Here is a 13211-nt window from a genome sequence, read left to right as displayed (position 1 = left end):
AATGGCGTTCGATTTGCTCAGTTTGGGCTCTCAAGGTGTGTTAACAGCGCAAAGGCAGCTGAATACCACCAGCCATAACATCAACAACGTCAATACGGATGGTTACAGCCGCCAGTCTGTGGTGCAGCAGACCAACGATCCCCTGTGGTGGGGCGGCAATAACTACGGCACGGGCGTACACGCGGCAGAAGTTCGCCGCGGTTATGATCAGTTTGCCACTAACGAGCTGAACCTCACCACGACCAATCACAGTTACGCCACTGAGCGCGACGGCCAGCTGGAGCGGCTCGATAAGCTGCTGGCAAACAGTGCCAGTCAGGTGCCGCAGGATATGAACCAGTGGTACGACGCCGTCAAAGCAATGGCTGACAGCCCCAATGATCTGGGCACCCGCAAAGTGGTGCTGGAAAAAGCCAAAATGGTTGCGGCCGGTTTGAATGACACCCACCGGGTTCTGGCCGAACAGAAAGACGTCACCAATGACGTACTGGCAAAAACCCTGCACAGAGTGAATGACATTGGCCGCGAGCTGGTGGAAATCCATCAGGCTTTGCTGAAAACCCCGGCCGGCGGCGCAGATAACGACCTGATGGACAGACATCAGCAGTTAATCAATGAGCTGTCGACTTACACCAAAGTCACGGTCACGCGCAAGAACGCGGAAACCTTCAACGTCCTGATCGGCAGTGGCCATACCCTGGTGTCCGGGACCCATTCCAGCGAGCTGCAAATGATCAATGGCGATCCGGATCCGCAACAGACCCAGCTGGCAGTGGTGGCAGGTAAATCCCTGAAAGCCATTAGCTCGGACGATGTTGGCGGCAAATTGGCGTCACTGTTTGAATACCGTGACAAAACCTTGCCACAGGTGATGGATGAGCTGGGCAAAATGACCATAGGTTTCACCGAGTCGGTGAATCAGCTTCAGTCACAGGGGCTGGATCTGAACGGTCAGGTGGGTGAGGCCATGTTTACCGATGTCAATGCCCCTGAGGTTGCCGCCTCCCGCGCGCTGATCCCCCAGGGCTCAAGTGCGCAGGTGAAGGTGTATATACAGGATCTCAGCAAGTTGCAGGCCGGTGAGTACGAGCTGGGATTCAACGGCAGTCAGCATACGCTGAAAATGCCGGATGGTTCTTCGCAGTCCGTCATTCCGAGTGGCCTGCCGCCGAGTTTCGATGTTGATGGCGTGCGGATAGAAATTGCCGCTCCGATTGCCAGCGGCGAAAAAATCCTGCTGCGGCCTACCCGCAATGCGGCCAGAGACGTGCAGGCTGAAATGACAGATCCGGCAAAAATTGCGGCGCAGAGTTATCTCAGCTCTGCAACGCAGGCGCAGGGAAAAGCCGAGTTTGCTATTACATCTCCCGGCCCGTTACGTGAATTCCAGGTTGCGGTATCACCCGACTCCTCGCAGTTTGCGGTGCTGGATATGCAGGGCAATGTGCTGCAGGCTCCGCAGCCTTATCCGCCAAGCGGGCAGGTGGTGGTCGGCGGCACCGGGTTCACCCTGAGTAATGGTGCGGCAGGCGGTGACGTCTTTGCCGTTAACCTGAATGCGGCCACCGGCGATAACGGGAACCTGATCAAAATGCAGGATCTTCAGGATATGAAGCTCATGAATAAAGGCCGATCCAGCGTGATCGACGTCTATGAGGGGCTGAACACCGAAATGGGTGTGCAGCGCGCATCGGCCGCACGTCTGAAAGAAGTGGGTCGTCAGGAAAAAGAAGCTGCAGAGAGCCGTGTGGCTGAAATATCCGGCGTCAACATGGATGAAGAAGCCGCAAACATGATGAAGTTCCAGCAGGCCTACATGGCATCGTCCCGCATTATGACGGTGGCGAACGAAACCTTTAATACTTTGCTTAATGCCGCGCGATAAGGAGTTAAAGCCGTATGATTAGCCGAATTGCCAGCTTTCATAACTATCAGTCCGTGGCGAATGATATGAACCGTCAACAAGTGAAAGTCGCGGATAACCAGGAACAACTGGCGTCTGGCAAGCAATTGCTGACCGCCGGGGACGATCCGGTTGCCTCTATCTATGTGCAGAATTTTTCACAGCAAAATACGGAAATTGATCAGTCGCTGCGCTCTATCACCCTGGCACGTAATCGCCTGAACAGTGAAGAAACCGCGATTTCCGATGCGGAAACCCTGCTCGATGACGCCAAACGCAAAACCATGTCTATGGTGAACGGTTCGTTGTCAGATGATGACCGAATTGCACACATGCAGGATTTGCGAGGGCTGTTTGATTCCGTTATCCACTTAGTCAATACCCAGGATGAATCCGGCAACTTTGTTTTTGCGGGCAATCAGTACGACAAACAGCCGTTTTTCCGTGACGGCAACGGCAATGTCAGTTATGTCGGCGACAGCTATCAGCGGATGTCTAAAGTGTCGCCGAACGTCGAAGTGCCTGTGAATGATCCGGGCGACAAGTTGTTTATGAACATCGAGAACCCGTACGGCGATTATCAGCCGGATTACGATCTGCAGTCTGGTTCGCTGTTGCTGCTGTCGCATGCCCGGAATAACAACCACTCAGACAATGCCAGCTATACCATTGATTTTACGCAGACGGGGTCAGGGGCGGTTTACGATCTTTATCAGGATGGTTTGCTGGTTGACAGTCAGCCCTTCGATCCGAAACGCGGAATCGAGTGGGGGACACTGTCGGTACAGCTGGAAGGCGAAGTGACAGACGGTGATCAGATCACCCTGAGCCGGCAGGATACTTTCAGTCTGTTTGATTCTTTCAAACGCGGAATTGAAGTCTCTGCCCGCGCACCTTCTGATGCCTCAGCAACCGCTGAATTGCACCAGGTGGCAGAAGAGTTTTCACAGGCGTTCAAGCATATTAACCGGGCGCGATCAGAAGTCGGCACCCGGCTGCAGACCCTGGATCGTCAGGCCGATATGCATGAAGACTTTAAGCTGGTGATCAATAAAGCACGCGGTACGCTGGAAGATCTGGACTATGGCAAAGCCGTGGTGGAGCTCAATGAAAATATGCTGGCGTTGCAGGCTTCCCAGCAGGCGTTTGCGAAAACTAAAAACCTTAGCCTGTTCAACTATATCTAACTTCCGGTCTCGGCTGGCCGTTTAATGAGCCCCTTTATCGGCATTTCAGGTAAGGGGCTTTGTTTTATCTTTGCCGCTGTCAACTTGCCGGGCGGCAAGGCTTGGCGGCAGAGCGGTTCAATGAGCTGGCATGGCTTTGCCGCTTTGCTTCAATTGCCACTGAAATAGAGTTCAAAGCCATGAAAATAAAGACTTATTATTTATGGCACACTAATTGCTAAAGTATTATTGTGATTTTCATTAACGACATTTTTACTAACGCTGGTCCCGCTTCACTCTCTGATGGGTTGACGTTGCGGGTAGCTGTTTCGCTAACAGCGAAAAGTCAAAGGAGAGCAAAATGGGTGTAACAGTGAACACCAACGTGTCTGCCATGACTGCGCAGCGCTACCTCAACAAAGCATCTGAGGGCCTGAGCCAATCCATGGAGCGCCTGTCTACGGGCAGCCGCATTAACAGCGCCAAAGACGATGCGGCCGGTTTACAGATTTCCAACCGTCTGATTGCGCAGACGCGTGGTCTGAACGTGGCGATGCGAAATGCCAATGACGGTATTTCAATTGCGCAGACCGCAGAAGGTGCGATGCAGGAATCCACCAGTATTCTGCAACGTATGCGTGATCTGTCGCTGCAATCGGCGAACGGTGCCAACTCGGATGACGACCGCGTTGCTATCCAGGAAGAAATTACCGCGTTGCAGGACGAGTTGAACCGTATCGCGGAAACCACTTCGTTCGGTGGCCGTAAACTGCTCAATGGTACTTTCGGTGAAGCGGCCTTCCAGGTCGGTGCGGATGCCGGTGAAGCGATTGTTGTCGGTCTGGACAGTGTCCGCGCTGACGAAGCGAAAATGGGCGGCAGCTTGCTGGTCTCGACCACGACGATTCAACCAGACGCAACGCTGGCCGCTGATACCAATATTGAATTGAGTGTTACGGCAGCAGACGGCACGGTCACGCCAGTGGCTATCGGTCTTATTGGCGGTGATGATGTGGAAGAAATTGCCACCCGCATTAATGGCCAGAATGGCCTGATTAATGCGTCCGTGACCGAGAAAGGCGAGCTTCAGTTGGTCTCCAGTGACGGTACCGTGGGTGTCACCAATGGTGCGATCAGCATGATCAACAGCGACGGAACGACTGTCGCGGGTGATATCGCCGGTACGGCGACTGATATTACTGTCTCGCAAGTCGATGTATCAACTGCAGGTGGGGCGCAGCGTGCTGTTCCTCTGATTGACTCGGCGCTGAAATATATCGACAGCATGCGAGCCGATTTGGGTGCAAAGCAAAATCGTCTGACGCACACCATCAATAACCTGGCCAATACCTCTGAGAATGTGTCTGCCTCGAACAGCCGTATCCGTGATACCGACTTTGCGAAAGAGACAACAGATATGACTAAGAATCAGATTCTGCAGCAAGCAAGTACCTCTATTCTTGCTCAAGCCAAACAGATTCCGCAGTCTGCACTGAACTTACTGCAGTAACCTCTAAACGCAGTATTTTGATTAAACGGCAAGGTGGCAATACCTTGCCGTTTTTTATTGGTGCCAGCCAATAAAAAAATTAGCAAATAAATAGCAAAAAAATCCTGTAAAGTTTTCTTCCTTACCGCCGATAACCCTTATAGAACAAGAAAGTGCGCCACTGCTTAATCAAGGTAATGAATTCTGATTCATTGTTGATTGTGTTCAGTTTCACACTTTTTTGCCCAGTAAAAAAATTTCAAAAAAAATCTTAAAGCTTTCTTCACCAGTGCCGTTAAAGGTGATGTACGAAGAATAACTCGGACTTGCCGGCTGAGCTGGTCAAGCCACAAAGAAGCACAAGTAAGGAGAATTACTATGGCAGTTACAGTAAACACTAACGTTTCTGCAATGACCGCTCAGCGTTACCTGAACAAAGCTAGCGATAATACAGCAGCTTCTATGGAGCGCCTGTCTACCGGTTCACGCATCAACAGTGCAAAAGATGACGCAGCAGGTCTGCAAATTTCTAACCGTCTGATGACTCAGAGCCGTGGCCTTGACGTAGCAGTACGTAACGCCAACGACGGTATCTCAATGTCTCAGACTGCTGAAGGTGCGATGCAAGAAACCACCAGCATCCTGCAACGTATGCGTGACCTGTCTCTGCAATCGGCGAACGGTTCTAACTCAGATGACGACCGTAAAGCGATTCAGGAAGAAGTAACAGCACTGAATGATGAACTGAACCGTATCGCGGAAACCACGTCTTTCGGTGGTCAGAAGCTGCTGAATGGTTCATTCGGTACCCGTGCATTCCAGGTGGGTGCAGATTCCGGTGAAGCCGTACAGCTTACGCTGAAAAATATGCGTTCTGACAGCGCTGACATGGGTGGTAGCCTGATGGTTTCAACTAACCAGGTGGCAGATAAAAACTCTACCCTGGATGCAGATACAACCATCGAGCTGAGCGTAACGGATGCTGACGGTAATGCGACAGCGGTAAGCATCGACCTGGTTGGTGGTGACGATATCGAAGAAATCGCGACCCGTATCAACGGCCAGAATGACCAGATCAATGCGTCTGTTTCTGAAAAAGGTGAGCTGCAAATTTTCTCATCTAACGGTACTGTCGGTGTGACTACCGGTACTATCGCAATGACTGATACTGCGGGTAATGCAGTGGATGCCTCAATTGCAGGCACAGCGGCTAATATCACAGTGTCTCAGCTGGATGTCAGCACAGTCGGTGGTGCACAGCAAGCAGCGGCCATTCTGGATGGTGCTATGCAGTTTGTTGATTCGCACCGTGCAGAGCTGGGTGCGAAACAAAACCGTATGGATCACACCATCAGTAACCTGAACAGCATCAATGAAAACGTGACTTCTTCTAACAGTCGTATCCGTGATACTGACTTTGCGAAAGAAACCACAAACCTGACTAAGAACCAAATCCTGCAGCAAGCGTCGACCTCTATCCTGGCGCAAGCGAAGCAGGCGCCTCAGGCGGCACTGAGCCTGCTGGGCTAATCCGTTCAGTAAAGCGGCAGGGGCAAGCCCTTGCCGCTTTTTTCGATCAGAAGGTGTCAGAAAATGGACGTAAAATCTGTATTAAACCCTTCATTTCTATCCCGCTTTTCTTCAACCGGTGCGAAATCACCTGTTGGCACAGATGTTGCAAACCCTTCTGTTGGTCATCCACGCGAAGATTCTTTGGCGGTCGCAACCCCAGGGCACAATACCTCAGGTGTGGCAGCGAACACGGACGTCAGACGCGTAGAGCAGTCGGCCAGGTTGGAAGAACAGCAGCAGTTACATCGCCAGCAATTAGAGAAACTGGTGGAAAGTATTGAAGATTTTGTCGGCTCAATGAATAAAGGGCTGGCATTTAGAATTGATGAAGAGTCTGGACGTCAGGTCGTTACCGTTTATGAAAAAGCAAGCGGTGAAGTGGTCCGGCAGATCCCCGATGAAGATATGTTGGCGCTGTCACGTCAGATAGCTACCTATACCACCGGGCTTTTGACCACCAAAGTGTAATAGTAACTGATTGAGGTTGTAGATGAATATTGGCGCAATGGGTACGGCATCCGGTTTGGATATCAATGCCATGGTCGACAAGATTGTCGCCGCAGAGCGGGCGCCAAAAGAAGAGCGCATCAATCAGCGAAAAGAGCAGGCCAATGTTGAGCTGAGTGCTTACGGGCGCCTGAAAGGTGCACTGGATGGTATGAAAACCCTGATGGCAGACATCAGGCAGAACCATACACTGGCTGAGCGTACCGCTTCTTCAGACAATCAGGATCTGGTGTCTGTCCGTGCCAGCCATGAAGCGCAGCCCGGGCGGTATTCCGTTGAAGTCAAGCAACTGGCGACCTCGCATAAAATAGCGTCCCAGCCGGTTGATGATAAAACGGCAATGGGTGCCGGAAAATTGACACTGTCCGTCGGTGGTCAGTCTTTTGACGTTTCATTCGACCAGGATCAAACCAAACTGCTGGATGTGGTTCGTGAGATAAACCGTCATCCGGATAACAAAGGCGTGCTCGCCACTGTTATTAAGGATGCCAGCGGCGCCCGGTTGGTGCTGAACTCCGATAAAACAGGGGCTGGCAATCCGCTGAAAGTGACTGTCGAGGCGCAAGCCGGCAGTCCGTTGCAGTCTTTTGCGTTTGATACCGGTAATCCCGGCAGCCCAATGCAGGAAATGCAGGCTGCCTCTGATGCCAAAGTGCTCATTGACGGCCTGGCAGAAGTGACGAGCGACACCAATACCCTGACAGATGCGATTCCCGGTTTGGATATAGATTTAAAGCAACTGTCAGCGAATGCCGAAAAACCGCAAGCCGTGATTGAAATCGGCTACGACAAAGACAAGGCCGGGGCACAGATCGAACGGTTTGTGAACGCTTACAATCAGTTTTACGACACCGCTCTGGAACTGGGTAAATTTGACCCGAATACCCAGAACAAAGGGCCGCTGGTTGGTGACAGTATGCTGCGCTCATCGGTTCAGCAACTGCGAAACGCATTCAGTACGCCGCTGGAAGAAGGGCCATCGAGTTTGCAGACCCTGAGTGAGCTGGGTGTGACAACTACACTGAGCGGGCATCTGGAAGTTGACTACGATAAACTCGACAGGCAACTGAACCAGAATTTTGCTGCTGTCGGTGAATTTTTTGGCAGCCGTAAAGGTTTTGCCCGCCGGATTGAAGATATGTTACATGCTTATACAGGTGTGACCGGTAGTATCTCGAACCGGGAGAAAAGCATCAATGAGCAGGTGTTAACGCTCAATGATGATCAGCGCGATCTGGAACGCCGGATGGAAGGCGTCTATCAGCGCACCCACGACCAGTTTTCTGCAATGGATCATGCCATGGGGCAGATGCAGAGCCAACTGGGATCAATGATGAGTATGATGCCGCAGATGTAATAGCGGATAACAAGAGGGAAGGCAATGTCAAACAAGATGATGCAAACCCTGGCCGACATTGATCAGCAGCTGAATCAGCTTATCAATGACGGTACGGACATTGACGTGGACACCCTGTACCGCTTGCTGGCGGATCGCCAGACGGTGCTGAATGATCTTAAAGCCGTGCCAGAAATGCTGGATCAAGTCAGCTGGCAGGAAGCAATAACCCGAACATCGGATTTGCTGACAAGATTGCGCGAAAGGCGCGAAAAGTCAGCAAGTCAACTGAAACGATTACAGCACGGACAACGTTCGCTGCAGGCATATAATCAATTTCGTTAAGGTAACATCATGGGCATGAGAGGAAATCTACAGGCTTATAAACGAGTCTCAGTAGACAGTCAGTTAACATCCGCATCACCTCACCGTGTGATTCAAATGCTGATGGCGGGTGCCATAGAGCGTTTGATTCAGGGTAAAGCGGCTATGGAGCAAGGATCAATTGCCATCAAAGGTGAGCGCCTCGGTAAAGCTCTGGATATCATCATCAGCTTGCGTGGCTGCCTGTCATTTGATGATGGCGGCGAGATTGCCAGCAATCTGGACTCGCTGTATTTGTATATGATTGAAAAAATCACCGAAGCCAACCAGAAAAACGAAGTAGAGCATGTTGATGAAGTGATCGACATGTTAAGGGAACTGAAGTCAGCGTGGGATCAGATTCCTCCTGAGCATCACAATATTACTCAGATGGAGTATTAATCCGTTTACGAGTCAGTATTCAGCTTCCTACTTCCCCCGCACGATTTTGGCCGTTAATAGTCTATTAATTGTGTATCCGGCGTAATTCCGTGGCACTGGGCTCACAGCTTTTCACTGTGCCCGGTTGCCAAGTCCTGTTCTTTTATTACAATGGGCAGCATCAGTTTTGGTTGCTGTTCCGTTTGAATACGCCATAAGAATACATAAAGACAGGCAAATATCACTTCTATGCAAGGTTTAGCTAAGACCCTCGTCATTGATGACGACCCGCAGCACCGTCACGATCTCAGCGTGATCCTTAATTTTGTCGGTGAGCAGCATGAAGCGATATCCACCGATGAGGCTGAAGGCGCACTGTGGGAACAACCCTGGGGCGCCTGTTTGATTGGCAATATCCATTCTGTTAAAAAACAGAATCAGGTGCTGGAACAACTGCGTCAGCGATATCACATTCCTGTGTTATCCATGCCTCAGCATGAAAAAGCAGTCTCAGGCATGCCGAATTTTGTCGGCACCCTGGCCCATCCTCTGCACTACAGCCAGTTGATGGATGCGCTGCGTCATTGTCAGGAATTCCAGGGCAAAAATCATTTTCAGGTGCCGCAACTGTCCCGAAAAAATACCCTGTTTCGCAGTATGGTCGGGCGCAGTGACAGTATCAGTCAGGTCCGTTACCTGATTGAACAGGTTGCAGGGACGGACGCCAGTGTGTTGATCCTTGGTGAATCCGGTACAGGTAAAGAAGTCGTTGCCCGTAATATTCACTACCACTCCTCTCGTGGTAAAGGCCCGTTTGTGCCAGTCAATTGCGGCGCAATCCCAGCTGAGCTGCTGGAAAGTGAGCTGTTTGGTCATGAGAAAGGCGCATTTACCGGCGCGATATCCTCACGCAAAGGGCGGTTTGAACTGGCGGAAGGCGGTACGCTTTTCCTGGATGAAATCGGTGATATGCCGATGCCGATGCAGGTTAAGCTGCTGCGCGTTATTCAGGAACGTTGCTTTGAACGTGTGGGTGGCAATCAGAGTATTAAAGCCAATGTCCGCATTATTGCCGCGACCCACCGTAATCTGGATACCATGATTGCAGAAAACCTGTTCCGGGAAGACCTGTTTTATCGTTTGAATGTATTCCCGATTGAAACGCCGCCGTTACGTGAGCGACTGGAAGATATCCCTCTGCTGCTGCAGGAATTACTGTCCCGGATGGAAGCTGAAGGGGCGAGATCGGTGCATTTTACCCCGAGAGCGATCACCTCTTTGATGGAGCATGACTGGCCAGGCAACGTGCGTGAACTTGCCAATCTGGTCGAGCGCTTGATGATTCTCTATCCGGGTGAAATGGTGGATGTGAACCATTTACCGGTGAAATACAGGTACTGTGATTTGCCGGATTTCCGTCCTGAAGAGCGCATGATGTCTGTTGAGGAACAAGAACGTGCGATGTTAGCCGATGTCTTCGCCGACAGTTATGATGAGCAGGACGAGAGTTTCGGTTTCAGCGATTTACCACCTGAAGGCCTTAACCTGAAAGAAATGCTGGCAGATCTTGAGATTGACATGATTCGTCAGGCACTCGAAGCGCAGGGTGGGGTGGTTGCTCGGGCAGCCGACATGCTGGGCATGCGACGCACAACCCTGGTCGAAAAAATGCGTAAGTACAATATCTCGACCAAAGAGTCTGTGCGTGAAGAGTCTGTGCGCGAATAGCATCAGCGAGTAAAAATTTATCCTGGAGTATTGTAACTTTTATGCAGTACTCCAGACTCTGACAGGAGTGATGTCAATATTCTGACATCACTCTTTTTTTATGGGTTTATCATAACTTGTTGTTTTTTGTTGAATATTTTTGGCATAAAAAGTGCTTGTTTAGTGTAACAAAGGACAATGCGAAAGTAGGTGTAAGGTGGAAGAAGGGCAGTCTGTCTCCCCGCTGGGAAACCTGAGTCAACAGGTCAGCAGGTATAAGCAAGTGATTGAAGTCATGCCGACTGGCGTGATCTTGCTCGATGGAATGGGAATGGTATGTGAGGCCAACCCTGAAGCTGTCCGCCTGTTAGGAGAGCCATTGGCCGGGGAACGCTGGCTGGATGTCATACAGCGTGCCTTTGCGCCTCAGGAAGATGACGGCCATGAAATTTCTTTACGCAGTGGTCGTAAAGTCAAACTGGCCATCTCCGCGTCAGCCAGTGGACAGCTTATCGTGATCACTGACATGACAGAAACCCGCCTGCTGCAGTCCCGCTTCAGTGAGATGCAACGCTTATCCTCACTGGGCCGTATGGTTGCTTCGCTGGCGCATCAGGTCAGAACACCGCTGTCCAGTGCCATGCTATATGCTGCAAATCTGGCCGCGCCTCAGCTGACCGCGCAAACCCGCGACAGGTTCCAGAGCAAACTGATGGACAGGTTGCGGGATCTGGAAAAGCAGGTCAATGATATGCTGCTGTTTGCCAAAGGCGGTGATAACAAAGTGGTGGCACCTTTTACGCTCGAAGCCTTGTTCAATGAACTGGACGCCATGATAGAGGCCCAGGTGGTGTCCAATCAGGTGGATTTCTCGATTGAGTGTGATGATGAGAGCCCCAGTGTTCTGGGTAATGTGAATGCCCTGGCGAGTGCGATCAGCAATCTGATCACCAATGCCATTCAGATGTCAGGCAAAGCATGCAAAGTCTGTTTGTCGGTACACTGCGACGCCGACATGATTCACCTCGGCATTACCGATAACGGTCCCGGCATTGCCCCTGAGATGCAGAAAAAAGTGCTGGAGCCTTTTTTCACTACCCGCCAGCAAGGCACAGGCTTAGGGCTTGCCGTGGTGCAGATGGTGGCAAAAGCCCACAATGGCAGCCTTTCGCTGTTTTCCACCCCGGGAGAAGGCGCCTCATTTACGCTCAGCCTGCCTAAGGCAGAAAGCCATGAGCAAGACTATGAATTAACAGCAACAGGAGACAGGCAATGACGAGCCGAGTACTGATCGTTGAGGACGACGAAGGTCTGCGTGAAGCTTTAGTGGATACACTGGCGCTGGCAGGTTATCAGTGGCTGGAAGCAGACAGTGCCGAACAAGCCCTGTTGCTGTTGAAATCTGAGCAGGTGGATATTGTGGTATCCGATGTTCAAATGGCCGGTATGGACGGACTGGGCCTGCTGCGAAATATCAAGCAACACTGGCCCAAACTGCCGGTACTGCTAATGACAGCCTATGCCAATATTGAAGATGCTGTACTGGCAATGAAAGACGGCGCCATTGATTACATGGCAAAGCCTTTTGCTCCGGAAGTGTTACTGAACATGGTCAGCCGCTACGCGCCTGTGCAAGCGGTCAGCAGCCAGGCGATAGCCGCTGATGAGAAAAGCCTGAAATTACTGGCGCTGGCCGAAAGAGTCGCGCAGACTGACGCCAGCGTGATGGTACTCGGGCCGAGTGGCTCGGGCAAAGAAGTCATGTCGCGATACATCCATGAGCACTCACTGCGCCGTGAGGGGCCTTTTATCGCGATCAATTGTGCCGCCATTCCCGACAATATGCTGGAAGCGACCTTATTCGGTTATGAAAAAGGCGCCTTCACCGGTGCGGTTCAGGCCTGTCCGGGAAAATTTGAACAGGCACAGGGCGGTACCATCTTGTTGGATGAGATCAGTGAGATGGACCTGAACCTGCAGGCGAAACTGCTGCGCGTCTTGCAAGAGCGAGAAGTTGAGCGTTTGGGCAGCAGGAAAAGTATCAAACTGGATGTGCGGGTGCTGGCCACCAGTAACCGGGATCTGAAACAATATGTGGCGGAAGGAAATTTCCGGGAGGATTTGTACTACCGCCTGAATGTTTTTCCGCTTGTCTGGCCGTCGCTGTCTGAACGTCCGGGCGATATTATGCCGCTGGCCAGTCACCTGGCTGATCGGCATTGCAAGAAACAGGGCATGCCATCGCCGGTCTTTTCTGCTGCCGCGCAAGCCAAACTGCTTCAGTATGGTTGGCCCGGTAATGTCAGGGAGCTGGATAATGTTGTCCAGCGCGCACTGATTCTGGCCGGTGATGCCGACATAGGTGGCGAACATATTTTGCTGGAAGGCATGGACTGGATGGATTCACACAGCCTGCAGCATGCTATCAGCCTGGCTCCGGCGGCATCGCAGGAAGTGAACGACACATCGGTACATGTGATACCACCTGGTGTGTCAGGGGCTGACAGCCTGGGCAGCGAACTTCGCGAACAGGAATTTGCCATTATTCTGGAAGCCATACAGGCCTGCGAAGGCAAACGAAAAGAAGTGGCGGAGCGATTAGGCATCAGCCCGCGCACGCTCAGGTATAAATTAGCCAAGATGCGGGACGCCGGAATCGAGATCCCAGTTTGACTATAAAAGCGGAATTAACAGATTAATTTCATATTTTTGGCGTTAAGCTTGCACAACTTTATCTTTTAAGATGCGATCAATTTAGATTGTGTCAAAAAAGTACCACGGAGATAA

The 13211-nt window shown here is 51.4% G+C and carries 11 protein-coding genes; all 11 read left to right on the top strand.

The annotated features are described in order from the left end of the window. The first annotated feature begins 1 nt into the window (after position 1). The 11 genes from flgK (at position 2) to Q4491_RS09980 (ending at position 13097) form a co-directional block, all read left to right on the top strand. Entirely contained in the window at positions 2-1885 is a 1884-nt protein-coding gene (gene flgK / locus Q4491_RS10030; RefSeq protein WP_192014691.1) for a flagellar hook-associated protein FlgK, read from the top strand. A gap of 14 nt (positions 1886-1899) precedes the next feature. Further along, on the top strand, positions 1900-3090 hold the full coding sequence (gene flgL / locus Q4491_RS10025) for a flagellar hook-associated protein FlgL (RefSeq protein ID WP_192014692.1): 1191 nt from the start codon (positions 1900-1902) through the stop codon (positions 3088-3090). 340 nt (positions 3091-3430) lie between these two features. Then, entirely contained in the window at positions 3431-4579 is a 1149-nt protein-coding gene (locus Q4491_RS10020) for a flagellin (RefSeq protein ID WP_192014693.1), read from the top strand. A 357-nt stretch (positions 4580-4936) separates the two neighbouring features. Further along, positions 4937-6088 (top strand): flagellin, encoded by a 1152-nt coding sequence (locus Q4491_RS10015; RefSeq protein ID WP_192014694.1) that lies wholly within the window; start codon positions 4937-4939, stop codon positions 6086-6088. 63 nt (positions 6089-6151) lie between these two features. Then, positions 6152-6598 (top strand): flagellar protein FlaG, encoded by a 447-nt coding sequence (locus Q4491_RS10010; protein WP_192014695.1) that lies wholly within the window; start codon positions 6152-6154, stop codon positions 6596-6598. A 22-nt stretch (positions 6599-6620) separates the two neighbouring features. After that, positions 6621-7994 (top strand): flagellar filament capping protein FliD, encoded by a 1374-nt coding sequence (gene fliD, locus Q4491_RS10005; protein WP_192014696.1) that lies wholly within the window; start codon positions 6621-6623, stop codon positions 7992-7994. A gap of 24 nt (positions 7995-8018) precedes the next feature. Then, complete coding sequence (locus Q4491_RS10000) at positions 8019-8318, top strand: flagellar rod protein FlaI (RefSeq protein ID WP_192014697.1); 300 nt, start codon at positions 8019-8021, stop codon at positions 8316-8318. 15 nt (positions 8319-8333) lie between these two features. Continuing rightward, positions 8334-8738 (top strand): flagellar export chaperone FliS, encoded by a 405-nt coding sequence (gene fliS / locus Q4491_RS09995; RefSeq protein WP_192015039.1) that lies wholly within the window; start codon positions 8334-8336, stop codon positions 8736-8738. 228 nt (positions 8739-8966) lie between these two features. Continuing rightward, positions 8967-10445, top strand: coding sequence for a sigma-54 dependent transcriptional regulator (locus Q4491_RS09990; RefSeq protein ID WP_192014698.1), 1479 nt, complete (start codon positions 8967-8969; stop codon positions 10443-10445). Positions 10446-10641: 196 nt separating this feature from the next. After that, positions 10642-11700: a PAS domain-containing sensor histidine kinase gene (locus Q4491_RS09985; protein WP_303457152.1), complete on the top strand. Its 1059-nt coding sequence runs from the start codon at positions 10642-10644 to the stop codon at positions 11698-11700. Then, entirely contained in the window at positions 11697-13097 is a 1401-nt protein-coding gene (locus Q4491_RS09980; protein WP_303457150.1) for a sigma-54 dependent transcriptional regulator, read from the top strand. The genes Q4491_RS09985 and Q4491_RS09980 overlap by 4 nt, the downstream gene beginning before the upstream one ends. Positions 13098-13211: the final 114 nt, after the last annotated feature.

The organism is Photobacterium sp. 2_MG-2023 (assembly GCF_030547675.1).
In the GTDB taxonomy this organism is placed as follows: domain Bacteria; phylum Pseudomonadota; class Gammaproteobacteria; order Enterobacterales; family Vibrionaceae; genus Photobacterium; species Photobacterium arenosum.
This window is presented reverse-complemented; position numbering and strand designations above follow the sequence as displayed.

Coding starts and splice junctions, on each gene's coding strand:
- Q4491_RS10015 (WP_192014694.1), top strand. CDS start 4,937: ATGGCAGTTACAGTAAACACTAACGTTTCTGCAATGACCGCTCAGCGT.
- fliS (WP_192015039.1), top strand. CDS start 8,334: ATGAGAGGAAATCTACAGGCTTATAAACGAGTCTCAGTAGACAGTCAG.
- Q4491_RS10010 (WP_192014695.1), top strand. CDS start 6,152: ATGGACGTAAAATCTGTATTAAACCCTTCATTTCTATCCCGCTTTTCT.
- Q4491_RS10000 (WP_192014697.1), top strand. CDS start 8,019: ATGTCAAACAAGATGATGCAAACCCTGGCCGACATTGATCAGCAGCTG.
- Q4491_RS09980 (WP_303457150.1), top strand. CDS start 11,697: ATGACGAGCCGAGTACTGATCGTTGAGGACGACGAAGGTCTGCGTGAA.
- flgL (WP_192014692.1), top strand. CDS start 1,900: ATGATTAGCCGAATTGCCAGCTTTCATAACTATCAGTCCGTGGCGAAT.
- flgK (WP_192014691.1), top strand. CDS start 2: ATGGCGTTCGATTTGCTCAGTTTGGGCTCTCAAGGTGTGTTAACAGCG.
- fliD (WP_192014696.1), top strand. CDS start 6,621: ATGAATATTGGCGCAATGGGTACGGCATCCGGTTTGGATATCAATGCC.
- Q4491_RS10020 (WP_192014693.1), top strand. CDS start 3,431: ATGGGTGTAACAGTGAACACCAACGTGTCTGCCATGACTGCGCAGCGC.
- Q4491_RS09990 (WP_192014698.1), top strand. CDS start 8,967: ATGCAAGGTTTAGCTAAGACCCTCGTCATTGATGACGACCCGCAGCAC.